The sequence below is a fragment of the Paraburkholderia diazotrophica genome, from assembly GCF_038900755.1.
Taxonomy (GTDB): Bacteria; Pseudomonadota; Gammaproteobacteria; order Burkholderiales; family Burkholderiaceae; genus Paraburkholderia; species Paraburkholderia diazotrophica_A.
The window spans coordinates 270559-283564 of the sequence record NZ_JBBPEN010000010.1 but is presented as its reverse complement, the minus strand read 5'-3'; the positions used below and the strand labels follow the sequence as shown (position 1 = coordinate 283564).

The following is a 13006-nucleotide window of genomic DNA, read 5'->3' as shown; positions in this document are numbered from 1 at the left end:
CAAATGGGCAAGGTTTATCTGATCGGCGCGGGGCCTGGCGCGGCGGACCTGATCACGGTTCGCGGCGCGCGGCTGCTGGCCGTTGCCGATGTCGTGCTGCACGATGCGCTCGTCGAGCCGGCGATGCTCGACTACGCGCCGAAAGCACGCAAGATCGCGGTGGGCAAGCGCTGCGGCAAGCGCTCGACCGCGCAGCACTTCATCAACAAGCAGATCGTCGATGCGGCGCGCGAGCACGGTGTCGTCGTGCGGTTGAAGGGCGGCGATCCAATGCTCTTCGGCCGCGCCGATGAAGAGATGCGCGCGCTCGAAGCAGCGGGCATCGAATATGAAGTCGTGCCGGGCATCACGGCGGCGCTGGCGAGCGCGGCATCGCTGCGCCGCTCGCTGACGCTGCGTGGCGTGTCGCGCAGCGTCGCGCTGGCGACGCACAGCCGCGCGGCGGATTCCGCCGAGATTCGCGAGCAGGTGAACGCCGATTCGCTGGTGTTCTACATGGGCCGCGACAGCGCGCCCGAGATCGCGCAACAACTGATCGACGCGGGCCGCGCAGGCTCGACGCCCGTGGCGATCGTCGAGGCATGCTCGACGCCGCGCGAGCGGACGTTGACGCTGACGCTCGAAGGACTCGCGGCCGGCGACGCGCAACTGTGGCTCGATCCCGCGCAGCCTTCGCTGCTGATGATCGGCGATGCATTCGCCGAGCGCGTGCTGAAGAGCGAGTCGCACGCGGACGATTCGTCTTTTGCTGCGTCGGGCGAACTCGCGTTGAGGGTCGCGTAGCGCGACAGCTTTTGCTGCTATGGATTGTCGGCCGCGTTCGCGTGAGTGAATGCGGCCGATTGTCTTTGGTTCGCTGTTATCGGACAGTCGGGCAGACACGCGCGGGCAGGCACATGCGTTGCGATAACATTCGCTTTCGCTCTGCATTCACCACTGCCTCATGTCCCATTCTTCGTTGCGTCGTGCACTGCTGATTGCGCTCGCGGCTGGCCCCGTGATGGGCGTGCGCGCGCAGCCCGCTTCGTCCGTGGCGATCAATCTGGCCGCGCATGAGCGCTTCGAACAACTGGAAGCAAGGAGCGGCGGACGCCTCGGTGTCGCGGCGCTCAATACGTCCGATGGGTCGTATGTCGGTTATCGCGAGTCGGAGCGCTTTCCGATGTGCAGCACGTTCAAGCTGCTGGCCGTCGCCGCGATCCTGAAGCGCAGCATCGCCGAGCGCGCGCTGCTCGACACGCACATTCGTTATGGCGAGACGGATCTCGTCGCGAATTCACCAGTGACGAAGCGGCACGTGAGCGAGGGCATGTCGATGGCCGACATCTGCGTCGCGGCGCTCCAGTACAGCGACAACACGGCGGCCAACCTGCTGTTGACCGCGCTGGGCGGACCTCAAGTGTTGAACGAGTTCGCGCGCTCGATCGGCGATACATGGTTCGATCTTGTGCGACGGGAGCCGGAACTGAACGACGCCGTGCCGGGCGACATGCGCGACACCACGACGCCGCGCGCGATGATGCACGACATGCAGAAGATCCTGCTGTCCGACGATGTACTCGAGCCGCCGCAACGCGAAAAGCTGAAGACGTGGCTGCTCGGCAATACGACGGGCGAAAGACGCATCCGGGCGGCCGTCCGTGCTTCCGGCTGGCCAGTGGCGGACAAGACGGGAAGCGGCGATTACGGCACGGCCAACGATGTCGCCATTGTGTACTCGCACGCGGCGGCGTTCGTCGTCGCCATCTATTTCACTGGCGTAACGCCCAAGGAAACGCGGCCCCAGGACGAGATCGTCGATGAAGCCGCGCGTATCGTGTTCGACGCGATGAAGAAGTGAAGCGTGCTTGTCGTGCGCGGCGTAGAGCCGTGTAAAGCCGTGTAAAGGCGGTCAGGAAGAAGCCTGCCGCAGGCAATAGCCGGCGATAGCCTCGATCACATCGGCATCCTCGCCGACGGCAACGGAGCAGCGGATTTCGACATTCGGATTGGCCGCGCGGCACTGATCGAGAATGACGGGCAAATCGCGCCGGATATGGCCACCCTGGCCGAAGAACACAGGCACGACGGTCACGACAGACGCCCCCGCAGCCGTCTGATCGGCGACAGCGGACGGCAGATCGGGCGTCATCAGTTCGAGGAACGCGAGCGAAACGGGCCCTGCATCGCCGCCGCGCAACTCGCGCAAGCGCGCAGCAAGACGCTCGAACGGCTCGGCCCAGCGGGCGTCTCTCGCGCCATGCGCAAACAGCACAATGCCATGCGATCCCATAGCCGGAGCGTCCGTAAAAAAAGCGGCTAGTGCCGATCGACCCACTTGAGCCCGACGAGCCCAAGCACGAGATACAACAACGCCGGCGTCGCAGCCGTCAAAGGCGCCGGCCAGGTGTTCAGATTACCGATGTGCGAGAAGAGCGTATTGAAGAGCTGAAAGCTCATCCCCAGCATGATCCCGCCGAACACCTTCATGCCCACTACGCCTGCACGCGTGTGCAAGTACGCAAACGGCAACGACAGCACCAGCATCACGAACACCGCGAACGGATATAGCAGCTTGCGCCACAACGCGATCTCATACCGCTGCGTGTCCTGATGGTTCTCGGTCAGGTGCTGGATATAGCGGAACAGATTGAACATCGACATCCGCTCCGGCGCGACCAGCAGCACCGACAGAATCTGCGGCGTCAGTTCCGAGCGCAACGAGTATTCGGGCAGCGTCACCTGCTTCGCGCGATAGACAGGATTCAACGCATCGGCGGGCTTGCCCGCGTCGGGCGCGACGTCGATCAGTTGCGTGTCGGTGACGTCCGTCAATGCCCAATGTCCCGGCGGCTGATACTTGCCCGACTTCGCGATGCGCACGTTCGACAGACGGAACTTCGAATCGAACTCGTAGATGCGCACGTTCGTGATCGTCGCATCGGGCTGCAACTGGCCGACGTTGACGAAGCGCGTCACCTGCTCGCCGTCGGCGCGGGACGTCAGCGTGTCTTTCACCCAGACGCCCGACTGGAAATTGCTCGACACCGACGAGCCCAATGCCTCGAGGCGCACGCGCTCCGACAGCTGGTCCGTGTACGGGCCGACCACTTCGCCGATGATGTACGTGAGGATCACGAGCGGAATGCCGATCTTCAGCAGCGAGCGCAGCGCCTGATTCGTCGCGAGACCGGACACGCGGAAAATCGTGTATTCGGAATTCGCCGCCATCTGCGCGAATACATAGATCGCGCTGATCAACGCGGCGACGGGAATGATTTCGTAGAAGCGCGACGGCGTCTGCAACGCGACGCGCAGCACCGCGTACTGAAACTTGTAGTTGCCATGGCCGACCGAGTTCAGTTCGTTGATCAGGTCGAAGAAGAAGAACAGACCGGAGAACGCGAACAGGATGAAGATGAACGTGAGGTAGACCTGACGCGCGAAGTACTTTTCATAGATGCGCATCGGTCACGCTCCCTGCGCCGGCGTGTTTGCAGTCCGGCTGAACATCGCCCGCGTGAACAGCGGCCGGTTGCGCACCCGCAGCCAGAAGATGAACGCGACAACCAGCGCGACGACGATATGCAGCCCCACGAGCCCCACGCCGAACGACATCTTGCCCTGCTCGATCCACGACTGCACGACGTTCAGCAGATTCGAATACGTCAGATAGATCAGCACGGCCATCACGAGATTGATCGTGCGGCTGCGGCGTGGATTCTGGTGCGCGAGCGGAATGGCGAGCAGCATCAGGTTGATCGCGATCAGCGGCAAGCCCGCGCGCCACGCGAATTCGGCGAGATTCTGGCGCGTCGGGTCGCGGAACAGGTCGAGTGTAGGCGTGCCCGTCGTGGTCGGCGTGCTGACGATGGGCTGGCTCTGGATCTTCACGCCGTATCGCTCGAACTCCATGATGCGGAAGTCGGGATGGCCCGGCTCGCCATCGTAGCGGCGGCCGTTTTCGAGCACGACGAAGCGGTCGCCGTTCTTTTGCGTTTCCGTGTGGCCGTTTTTCGACACGACCACGTTCACCTTGCCGTTCTCCGTGCTCGTAACGAATACGTTCTCGACGTGGCCCTGGTCAGGCGACATCTTTTCGATGAAGAACACACGATGGCTCACCGCCGATTCGCGGAACTGACCCGGCGCGAGCAGCGAGACTTCGTCGCGCTGCTGGAAGCGCGCGCGGATCAGCTTGCTCTGCTGGTTCGACCACGGCCAGCCGACGAACACGAAGAACGCAATCAGAATGATGATGGGCGTCGCGAACAGTCCGACCGGCTTGATGAAGCGCGTAAGGCTCACGCCTGACGCGAGCCACACGACCATTTCGGAATCCTTGTACCAGCGCGTGAGCACGAACAGGATCGACACGAACAGCGTCGCGACCAGCATGATCGCGAGATAGCCGATGACCGTGAGGCCGATCAGCACGAGCACGTCGCGCGGATCGATTTCACCGGATGCCGCGAAGCCGACGATGCGGATCATCATCGTCGTCAGAACCAGCGTGAGCAGGACCATGAACACGGCACCAGCCGTGTACGCCAGTTCGCGCTGGAGGGAGCGTTCAAAAATCATGGTTGATGAGGAGAGGGCGCGCCCCGGTGGACGGCGGGGTTGCGCCCCATCACGCCTTCCGTGCAGCCGCCGCGGGAAAAATAGCGGATAATTGCGGCTTTCATCCTAAGCCCAGATTTTATCCGAGGACAAGCGCGATGGACTTTAGCATAAAAGCCTGTGATTGGAGCAAAGGCTCGACCAACGGGTTCCTTACCGGGAAATCGGATTGCATCGTGATCGGCGTGTTCGAGTCGCAGACGCTGTCGGGCGCAGCGCTGGAAATCGACGCGGCCACCAATGGGCTGCTTACGCGCATCGTCAAGGCCGGCGACATGGACGGCAAGATCGGCAGCACGGTGTTCCTGCATGAAGTTCAGGGCATCGGCGCGTCGCGCGTGCTGCTGGTCGGCCTCGGCAAGCAGGATGCCTTCACGCAGAAAGCCTACGGCGACGCGGTGCGCGCGGCATGGCGCGCCATCCTCGGCACGAAGGTCGCGCAGGTCACGTTCACGCTGGCGCAGGCGCCCGTCAAGGAGCGCTCGTCGGATTGGGCGGTGCGCGCCGCGATCCTTGCGCTGCGCGAGCTGACGTACAAGTTCACGCAGATGAAGAGCAAGCCGGATAACGGCGCGCGCGCGCTGAAGCGCATCGTGTTCAGCGTCGACGCCGCCGATGAAAAGCTCGCGAAGGTCGCCTCGAAGCAGGGCGTCGCGCTCGCGAACGGCATGGACCTGACCAAGGACCTCGGCAACCTGCCCGGCAACGTCTGCACGCCGACCTATCTGGCGAACGCCGCGAAGAAACTCGCGAAAGACTGGAAGCTGAAGATCGAGGTGCTCGGCCAGAAGCAGCTCGAAGCCCTGAAGATGGGCTCGTTCCTCTCGGTCACGAGAGGCTCCATCGAGCCCCCGCAGTTCATCGTGCTCCAGCATCAGGGCGGCTCCGCGAAGGCTGCGCCCGTCGTGCTGGTCGGCAAGGGCATCACGTTCGACACGGGCGGCATCTCGCTCAAGCCCGGCGACAGCATGGACGAGATGAAGTACGACATGTGCGGCGCGGGCTCGGTGCTCGGCACGATGCGCGCCGTTGCCGAAATGGGCCTGAAGCTGAACGTCGTCGGCATCATTCCGACCTGCGAGAACATGCCCGCAGGCAACGCGACGAAGCCGGGCGATATCGTCACCAGCATGAAGGGGCTGACGATCGAAGTGCTGAACACGGACGCGGAAGGGCGTCTCATTCTGTGCGACGCGCTCACCTATGCGGAGCGCTTCAAGCCCGCCGCCGTGATCGACATCGCGACGCTGACGGGCGCGTGCATCATCGCGCTCGGCCATCACAACAGCGGCCTGTTCTCGAAGGACGACGTGCTGGCGGGCGAACTGCTCGACGCATCGAAGGAAGCGGGCGACCCGGCATGGCGCCTGCCTCTGGACGACGAGTATCAGGAACAACTCAAGTCTAATTTCGCGGATATCGCGAACATCGGCGGACGCCCCGCGGGCAGCGTGACGGCGGCGTGCTTCCTGTCGCGCTTCACGGACGCTTACCCGTGGGCTCACCTCGACATCGCGGGCACCGCGTGGAAGAGCGGCGCGGCGAAGGGAGCAACGGGCCGTCCTGTGCCGTTGCTCGCGCAATTCCTGATCGACCGCGCCGCACAATGACGCATCGCAGTCCCCGCGCGCACGAAGCAATGAAGCAGGCTCGCCGATGACCCGCATCGACTTTCACTCGAACGTCGGCGATTCCCTGCTCTATGCGTGCCGTCTCGTGCGCAAGGCGTATCAGGCCGGCCAGCCGCTGATCGTGCTGGCCGAGCCGCCCCGGCTGCGCGCGTTCGACGAGCAGCTCTGGACCTTCTCTCCGCTCGACTTCGTGCCGCACTGCATGGCGGCGAGTCCGCTCGCGGCGCAAACGCCCGTCGTGCTCACGTCGTCGCTCGACGACGTACCTCATCATCAGATACTGTTGAACCTGAGTGCGACGGTGCCGCCGCAGTTCGCGCGCTTCGAACGTCTGCTGGAAATCGTCGGCAACGAGCCCGACGAACTGGCCGCGGGCCGGGAGCGCTACCGCTTCTATCGCGATCGCGGCTATGCTCTAAACAACTACAAGCAGGGCGCCTGACGGTTCATGTCCGCTCGATGCGCGGTCTTGTCCGATTCGCGCGGAACCGCATCGTCCGATCCTTAAAGGGAGGCTTTCGTGTCCCAATCTTCTGACTCTTCCGATCAAGACATTCCCGTTCTGACCGACGTGATGGCGACGGGCCACGATCCCCATGCGAAGACGAAGCGCTCGAAGCGGCATGGACATGGGCACGGTTCTTCGCATGCACGGCATGAAGCGGCGCATGACGACGCTCATCACGAAGCGCATGAAGAGGGCGATGATGTGTTGCATGAAGCGACACACGAAGCGCCTCGCGAGAGCGCGCAGGAGCCGTCCGCGCAAGAAGACGACGTGCCCGTGCTCGATTCCGTGTATGAACCCGTGCATGATGATCTACCGGGCGAGCCAGCGATGCATCCCGAACTCGACGGAGTGAAGTCGCATGCGCCGCAGGCCGCGCACGAAGAAGCGCTTGCGCCCGCGCGCGAGCCCGCGCAGTTCGTGCCGGGCGAAGCGGAGTTCACATCGGGATCGGCGGCTGAACGCTACGTCGCGCCGCCTGACCTCAACCCGGCGCACGCGCCGGCCGAGCGCATCCATACACCCGCCGACACGCCCGAATACGACGCGGACGTGCTGGCCGAACGCTTGCGCGCACGCTTTGCGACCTATCTGAAAGGCGAGGGGCGCAACCTGATCGAAGCGCGTTGCCGCGACGCGTTTCAGGATCACACGACGTGGCTCGTCAACCAGATCACGCGCGAAGTCGCGCTCGCGCTCGAAACGGAAATGCTGAGATGGGTGCGCGAAGCGATCCGGGAAGAACTCGGCAAGAGCGCGGACGGCAAGTAAGCGGCATTTGGACGTTTTAATCCGCGCGCCGGCGCGCGATCCACGACGCCGTATCCGGCCCACGTGCGCTATTTGAGCGTCATGATCCAGCTTGCAAGCGACGCTGCCTCGTCGGGTGTGACCTGGGTGTTCGCGGGCATCGGCACGGCGCCCCAGACACCCGCGCTGCCTTCGATGATCTTGCGCGTGAGGTAATGCGAGGCATCGCTGCGCGACGCGTACCGGGCGGCGACATCATGCAGTGCCGGTCCCATGAACTGCCGCGTCACCGAATGGCAGCTCATGCAGTTCTCCTTCTGTGCGAGCGTCAGGCCTTGGGCCGATTCAGCGCGCGCCGTGCCGGCGAGTGTCAAAGCGCCTGCCAGCAAGACTGCCGCATACGACTTCGATTTCATTATGGTCTCCGCCGGTGACTGGGCCCGGCCTGTGGTGGACGCATTATAAAAGCAAAGGGGCACACGGCGATCCGTGTGCCCCTTCGTCCATCGAAGCATCGCGCTGCGTTCGTTCACAGCGATCCGGCGTTGCTGCGTTGCGTCAGCGAAGACAGCGCTTGCGGCGTCAGTGGCGCTGACGCCTCAGCCCGTGACGGCGCCCTTGTTCGCCGGCTTCGCAAGCGCCGCGAATTTGGCCAGCACGCCACGCGTGTAGCGCGGCGCCGGCTGCTTCCATGCTGCGCGGCGGCGGGCGAGTTCCGCATCGTCGATGTTCAGTTGCAGCAGCAGCTTGTGCGCGTCGATCGTAATCGAGTCGCCTTCCTGCACGAGCGCGATCGTGCCGCCGACGAACGCTTCCGGCGCGACGTGACCGACGACCATGCCCCACGTGCCACCCGAGAAGCGGCCATCGGTGATGAGGCCGACGGATTCGCCGAGTCCCTTGCCGATGATCGCCGAAGTCGGCGCGAGCATTTCCGGCATGCCGGGGCCGCCTTGCGGGCCGAGATAGCGCAGCACGACGACATCGCCGGCCTTGATCTTGTCGGCGAGAATCGCTTCCATCGCGCTCTGCTCGTCGTCGAACACGCGCGCCGGGCCCGTGATGACGGGGTTCTTCAGGCCGGTGATCTTCGCGACCGCGCCGTCTTCCGCGAGGTTGCCCTTCAGGATCGCGAGGTGGCCTTCGCTGTAGAGCGCCTTGTCGATCGGGTAGATCACGTGCTGGTCCGCGCGCGGCTTGCTGGGCACGTCCTTCAGTTCTTCGGCGATCGTCTTGCCCGTGATCGTCATGCAGTCGCCGTGCAGCAGGCCCGCGTCGAGCAGGATCTTCAGCACTTGCGGGATCCCGCCTGCCTTGTGAAGATCCGTCGCGACGTACTTGCCCGACGGCTTCAGGTCGCAGATGACGGGCACTTTCTTGCGCATGCGCTCGAAGTCCTCGATCGTCCAGTCGACTTCCGCGGCGTGCGCAATCGCGAGGTAGTGCAGCACGGCGTTGGTCGAGCCGCCCGTCGCCATGATCAGCGCGACCGCGTTTTCGATCGACTTCTTCGTGATGATGTCGCGCGGTTTCAGGTCCTTCTTGACGGCTTCGACGAGCACGCGCGCCGATTCGGCGGCCGAATCCACTTTCTCCTGATCCGGGTTCGCCATCGTCGACGAGTACAGCAGCGACATGCCGAGCGCCTCGAACGACGAGCTCATCGTGTTGGCCGTGTACATGCCGCCGCACGAGCCCGTGGTCGGGCATGCGTTCTTTTCGACTCCGTCGAAATCTTCCTGCGACATGCGGCCCGCCGTGAATTCGCCGACGGCTTCGAACGACGACACGATGGTCAGGTCGGTGCCCTTCCAGTTGCCCGGCTTGATCGTCCCGCCATATACGTAGATGCCGGGGACGTTCATGCGCGCGAGGCCGATCATGCCGCCCGGCATGTTCTTGTCGCAGCCGCCGATCACGACGACGCCGTCCATCCACTGGCCCTGCACGCAGGTCTCGATACAGTCGGCGATCACTTCGCGCGACACGAGCGAGTACTTCATGCCTTCCGTGCCCATCGACATGCCGTCCGAAATGGTTGGCGTGCCGAAGGTCTGCGGGTTCGCGTCGGAGCGCCTGACGGCTTCGACGGCGGCATCCGTGAGGCGTTGCAGGCCGGCGTTGCACGGCGTGATCGTCGAGTGGCCGTTGGCGACGCCGATCATCGGCTTGTCGAAGTCATCTTTCTGATAGCCGAGTGCGTAATACATCGAACGGTTCGGCGAACGCGCGACGCCTTGCGTGATGTTCTTCGAACGACGGTTGTACGGCATGGGGAGCTCCATCCAGTTGTTTTGATCCGTGCGCCGCGCTGCTCCCGTGCCGCGACGGCGCAAGGGCTCAGGGCGGTTCGGGCGCGGGTTCTTAAGTCTAGTTCGGGCGCGTGGCGCAAGAATGCAGTTTCTGCAAACGAATGTCCAATATATTATTTTGCGCTCATTAGGTCGTAAAATATATCAATGAGCCTGCCCGCGATTCCCGATCTCCGTCAGTTGCGCTACTTCGTGACCGTCGCCGAAGAAAAGCATTTCGGGCGCGCGGCGGCGCGGCTGTCGATGACGCAGCCGCCGCTGTCGCAGGCCATCCGCGCTCTTGAGGACACGCTGGGCGTCGAGCTGTTCGCGCGCACGAAGCGCTCCGTCGAACTGACGCAAGTCGGCGCGGATCTGCTGCCCGAAGTGAGGCGCCTGCTCGCGGCCGCGGAAGGGTTGCGGCCGCTCGCGCAGAGCCTCGCGCGCGGCGAGGCGGGCGTGCTGTCGCTGGCGTTCGTGTCGACGGCGGACTACGGGCTCTTGCCGCCGCTCTTGCGCGAGTTCGGCGCGCGGCATCCGCGCGTGCGGCTCGAACTGCTCGAAGCGACGAGCGATGTGCAGATCGACGAACTGGTGGCGGCGCGCATCGACGCGGGTCTCGTAATCGGGCCGCTGCCGCCGCGCTACGCGGCGCAACTGTCGTGGCTGCCGCTTGCGCGCGAGCCGCTGGTGATCGCGATGTCGACGGAGATGGCGGTGCACATCGAAGGCGACGCGCAGAGTGCCGCTGAATGGCGCGACAGGCCGTTGAGCCTCGCGCAAGCCGGCGACGCGCCGCTCGTCGTTTTCCCAAGGCGTCTGGCGCCAGGCTTTTATGACATCATTATGGATTGCTACGGCGCGGCCGGCCTCACGCCGCGCATCGGCCAGGAAGCGATCCAGATGCAGACGATCGTAAGCCTCGTGTCAGCGGGGATGGGCGTCGCACTGGTGCCGCAATCGTTGCGTAACCTGCGGCGCACGGGCGTGGTGTATCGTCCGCTGCGCGAAGCCGTGCCTGCTGTCGTCACGGGGCTCGTGTGGCGCACGGCGGAGGTGAGCCCCGTGCTGGCCGGTTTCATCGACATCGTGCGCGCGCATGCCGATGTGCTCGCCGGCTAGCGGCCGGCACGCGGCGATGCGTTAGCGGCCGACACGGCGAACGCGCTGCGAACCCTTTATATCCGCGCGCGTCCAATGCGCTTGAATAACGACAAAACCCCTATAACGATACGATGCACATCCACCCGAATTTCAACCCCATCGCCATCCATCTGGGGCCGCTGGCCGTCCGCTGGTACGGCCTGATGTATCTGGTCGCCTTCGTCATGGCGATCGTCGTGGGCCGCCTGCGGCTGCGTCTGCCGCATGTCGCCGCGCAAGGCTGGACTGCGAAGGATATCGACGACATGCTGTTCTACGGCGTGCTCGGCACGATTCTCGGCGGACGTCTGGGCTATGTGCTCTTCTACAAGGCAAGCTGGTACTTCGCGCATCCCCTCGACATCTTCAAGGTCTGGGAAGGCGGCATGTCGTTCCACGGCGGCTTTCTAGGCGTGACGCTCGCGATGGTGCTGTTCGCGTGGCAGCGCAAGCGCACCTGGCTTCAGGTGACGGACTTCGTCGCGCCGATGGTGCCGACCGGGCTCGCGGCCGGGCGCCTCGGCAACTTCATCAACGGCGAATTGTGGGGCCGCGTGACGTCGCCGGATGCGCCGTGGGCGATGCTGTTCCCGGGCGCCGCGAACGAAGACGCGGGCTGGATCGCCGCGCATCCGGCGCAGGCCACGCAATGGCATCTTGTCGATGTGTTCGCGCAATATCACATGCTGCCGCGCCATCCGTCGCAACTGTATGAGATCGCGCTCGAAGGCGTCGTGCTGTTCCTCGTGCTGTGGTTCTTCACGCGCAAGCCGCGTCCCGTCGGCGCGGCATCGGCTGTGTTTCTGATCGGCTATGGTCTCGCGCGCTTCACGGTCGAGTTCGCGCGCGAGCCGGATGACTTCCTGGGCTTGCTGGCGCTGGGCCTGTCGATGGGCCAATGGCTGTCGCTGCCGATGATCATCGCGGGCATCCTGATGCTGCTGTGGGCGTATCGGCGCGATCGTCGCGACACGGCGCAAACCGTCAACGCGAACTGAGCGTCGCGTCGCGTTCGCGTGCGTTCACATATGAGAAACGCCACGGCATGCCGTGGCGTTTTTGTTTGCGCGTACCAGTTGGCAAGTGCGGCGGCGACTGCGGTCCGCAGGTGCGCTTGATGCGCGTTACTTCATCTGCACCGATCCCGACACGTTGACCGTCACCGTCGAGGTGCCGCCTTCGACAGGCACGGGCGCGGCGGCCTTCGCGCTGACGTCGGAGCGCATGCTCATCATCATCACCGGGCGGGGCGGCACGCCGCCGTGGCCGACGTTCACTTCGCGGATCGAATAGCCGCTGTAGCCGAACGCCTGCGCGGAAGCTGTGGCCTGCTGTCTGAACGACGCGATTGCCTGACCCGTCAGCTTTTGCTCGGCGGCGCGCTGCGCTTCCGGCGACAGCGAGAACTGCACGTTGCCGACCTGCATGATCGACGACAGTTGCCCCGCGAGCTTCGACGCCGCTGCGAAGTCGTGCGATTCAAGCACGATCTCCGTGCGGCCGCGCCATGCGGAGATGCGCCCGTCGCGGTCCGTCGACGGATAGATCGAGAACGCTCCCGTGCGCGCCGTCACGCCCGCGACGCCCTTGGCTTTTTGCAGCGCCTGGTCGGCGTGCTGGTTGAGCGTGCCCGTCAGCGACGACGGATCGCTCGCTTCCTGTTCGTAGAACAGCGTGATATCGACGACGTCCTGCGGCACTTCGGCGCTCGCCTGCGCGTTCAGCGACAGGACGCCCGCAGGCTGATACTGCTGCACAACGGTTTGCGCATTCGCGGCGGCGGGGGTGAGCGCGAGTGCAACGGGCGCTGCGCATGCGCCGGCGAGCGCCCACACGAGCGCGGATTTTTTCGTCATTGTTCGACTCCTTCGTTGAGCAGGTTGTGCGCGCATGCATCGACGGCGCGGCTTGCGCCGATCGTTCGACGCTTGCTCGTGGCATGGCGCTTGCGAGCGATTAGGCGTTTGAAAGGGCCATCTGGTTCCCCGAGTCCGTTCGAGCATTGCTTCGAATGATGCGAGCTTGCGACCCGATGCCGCGCGATTCGAGCGCGGACTCCGTCGGCCTCATGCACCTTGGGC

13 protein-coding genes are annotated in these 13006 nt (G+C 64.3%); 7 read left to right on the top strand and 6 right to left on the bottom strand.

The window, feature by feature from the left end; translation table 11 throughout:
- The first annotated feature begins 3 nt into the window (after positions 1-3).
- Positions 4-783: a uroporphyrinogen-III C-methyltransferase gene (gene cobA, locus AABE10_RS28260; protein WP_342936499.1), complete on the top strand. Its 780-nt coding sequence runs from the start codon at positions 4-6 to the stop codon at positions 781-783.
- Between the two features lie 160 nt (positions 784-943).
- On the top strand, positions 944-1840 hold the full coding sequence (bla, locus tag AABE10_RS28255) for a class A beta-lactamase (RefSeq protein ID WP_342936498.1): 897 nt from the start codon (positions 944-946) through the stop codon (positions 1838-1840).
- Positions 1841-1891: 51 nt separating this feature from the next.
- On the opposite strand, the gene AABE10_RS28250 is transcribed toward bla, so the two are convergent.
- Genes AABE10_RS28250 through lptF form a run of 3 tightly spaced genes read right to left on the bottom strand, consistent with a single transcriptional unit; the run spans position 1892 to position 4563 of the window.
- Positions 1892-2272, bottom strand: a complete 381-nt coding sequence (locus AABE10_RS28250; protein WP_342936497.1) for a CbiX/SirB N-terminal domain-containing protein — start codon at positions 2270-2272, stop codon at positions 1892-1894.
- Positions 2273-2298: 26 nt separating this feature from the next.
- Positions 2299-3447 (bottom strand): LPS export ABC transporter permease LptG, encoded by a 1149-nt coding sequence (gene lptG, locus AABE10_RS28245; RefSeq protein ID WP_090864610.1) that lies wholly within the window; start codon positions 3445-3447, stop codon positions 2299-2301.
- A 3-nt stretch (positions 3448-3450) separates the two neighbouring features.
- Positions 3451-4563: an LPS export ABC transporter permease LptF gene (gene lptF / locus AABE10_RS28240; protein WP_342936496.1), complete on the bottom strand. Its 1113-nt coding sequence runs from the start codon at positions 4561-4563 to the stop codon at positions 3451-3453.
- A 137-nt stretch (positions 4564-4700) separates the two neighbouring features.
- Between lptF and AABE10_RS28235 the strand changes: the two genes are divergently transcribed.
- The 3 genes from AABE10_RS28235 to AABE10_RS28225 all read left to right on the top strand — a co-directional run bounded on the left by AABE10_RS28235 (position 4701) and on the right by AABE10_RS28225 (position 7512).
- Complete coding sequence (locus AABE10_RS28235) at positions 4701-6212, top strand: leucyl aminopeptidase (protein WP_342936495.1); 1512 nt, start codon at positions 4701-4703, stop codon at positions 6210-6212.
- Between the two features lie 46 nt (positions 6213-6258).
- Complete coding sequence (locus AABE10_RS28230) at positions 6259-6675, top strand: DNA polymerase III subunit chi (protein ID WP_152757886.1); 417 nt, start codon at positions 6259-6261, stop codon at positions 6673-6675.
- A gap of 78 nt (positions 6676-6753) precedes the next feature.
- On the top strand, positions 6754-7512 hold the full coding sequence (locus AABE10_RS28225; RefSeq protein ID WP_342936494.1) for a DUF2486 family protein: 759 nt from the start codon (positions 6754-6756) through the stop codon (positions 7510-7512).
- Between the two features lie 68 nt (positions 7513-7580).
- Here the strand turns inward: AABE10_RS28225 and AABE10_RS28220 are convergent, their stop codons facing one another.
- Together AABE10_RS28220 and ilvD are read right to left on the bottom strand one after the other, a co-directional pair.
- A complete protein-coding gene (locus AABE10_RS28220) occupies positions 7581-7907 on the bottom strand; it encodes a c-type cytochrome (protein WP_342936493.1) in 327 nt (108 codons plus the stop codon).
- Between the two features lie 183 nt (positions 7908-8090).
- Positions 8091-9764, bottom strand: coding sequence for a dihydroxy-acid dehydratase (ilvD, locus tag AABE10_RS28215; RefSeq protein WP_342936492.1), 1674 nt, complete (start codon positions 9762-9764; stop codon positions 8091-8093).
- Between the two features lie 186 nt (positions 9765-9950).
- Here ilvD and AABE10_RS28210 point away from each other — a divergent pair, with 186 nt between their 5' ends.
- Together AABE10_RS28210 and lgt are read left to right on the top strand one after the other, a co-directional pair.
- The gene (locus AABE10_RS28210) at positions 9951-10904 is read left to right on the top strand and encodes a LysR family transcriptional regulator (RefSeq protein ID WP_342936491.1); all 954 of its coding nucleotides are present in this window, start codon (positions 9951-9953) and stop codon (positions 10902-10904) included.
- A gap of 113 nt (positions 10905-11017) precedes the next feature.
- Entirely contained in the window at positions 11018-11923 is a 906-nt protein-coding gene (gene lgt / locus AABE10_RS28205; RefSeq protein WP_342936490.1) for a prolipoprotein diacylglyceryl transferase, read from the top strand.
- A gap of 126 nt (positions 11924-12049) precedes the next feature.
- Here the strand turns inward: lgt and AABE10_RS28200 are convergent, their stop codons facing one another.
- Positions 12050-12781, bottom strand: a complete 732-nt coding sequence (locus AABE10_RS28200) for an SIMPL domain-containing protein (RefSeq protein ID WP_342936489.1) — start codon at positions 12779-12781, stop codon at positions 12050-12052.
- Positions 12782-13006: the final 225 nt, after the last annotated feature.

Excerpts from the sequence above, each read along its gene's own strand:
- cobA (WP_342936499.1), top strand. The coding sequence starts at position 4 with ATGGGCAAGGTTTATCTGATCGGCGCGGGGCCTGGCGCGGCGGACCTG.
- bla (WP_342936498.1), top strand. The coding sequence starts at position 944 with ATGTCCCATTCTTCGTTGCGTCGTGCACTGCTGATTGCGCTCGCGGCT.
- AABE10_RS28250 (WP_342936497.1), bottom strand. The coding sequence starts at position 2,272 with ATGGGATCGCATGGCATTGTGCTGTTTGCGCATGGCGCGAGAGACGCC.
- lptG (WP_090864610.1), bottom strand. The coding sequence starts at position 3,447 with ATGCGCATCTATGAAAAGTACTTCGCGCGTCAGGTCTACCTCACGTTC.
- lptF (WP_342936496.1), bottom strand. The coding sequence starts at position 4,563 with ATGATTTTTGAACGCTCCCTCCAGCGCGAACTGGCGTACACGGCTGGT.
- AABE10_RS28235 (WP_342936495.1), top strand. The coding sequence starts at position 4,701 with ATGGACTTTAGCATAAAAGCCTGTGATTGGAGCAAAGGCTCGACCAAC.
- AABE10_RS28230 (WP_152757886.1), top strand. The coding sequence starts at position 6,259 with ATGACCCGCATCGACTTTCACTCGAACGTCGGCGATTCCCTGCTCTAT.
- AABE10_RS28220 (WP_342936493.1), bottom strand. The coding sequence starts at position 7,907 with ATGAAATCGAAGTCGTATGCGGCAGTCTTGCTGGCAGGCGCTTTGACA.
- ilvD (WP_342936492.1), bottom strand. The coding sequence starts at position 9,764 with ATGCCGTACAACCGTCGTTCGAAGAACATCACGCAAGGCGTCGCGCGT.
- AABE10_RS28210 (WP_342936491.1), top strand. The coding sequence starts at position 9,951 with ATGAGCCTGCCCGCGATTCCCGATCTCCGTCAGTTGCGCTACTTCGTG.
- lgt (WP_342936490.1), top strand. The coding sequence starts at position 11,018 with ATGCACATCCACCCGAATTTCAACCCCATCGCCATCCATCTGGGGCCG.
- AABE10_RS28200 (WP_342936489.1), bottom strand. The coding sequence starts at position 12,781 with ATGACGAAAAAATCCGCGCTCGTGTGGGCGCTCGCCGGCGCATGCGCA.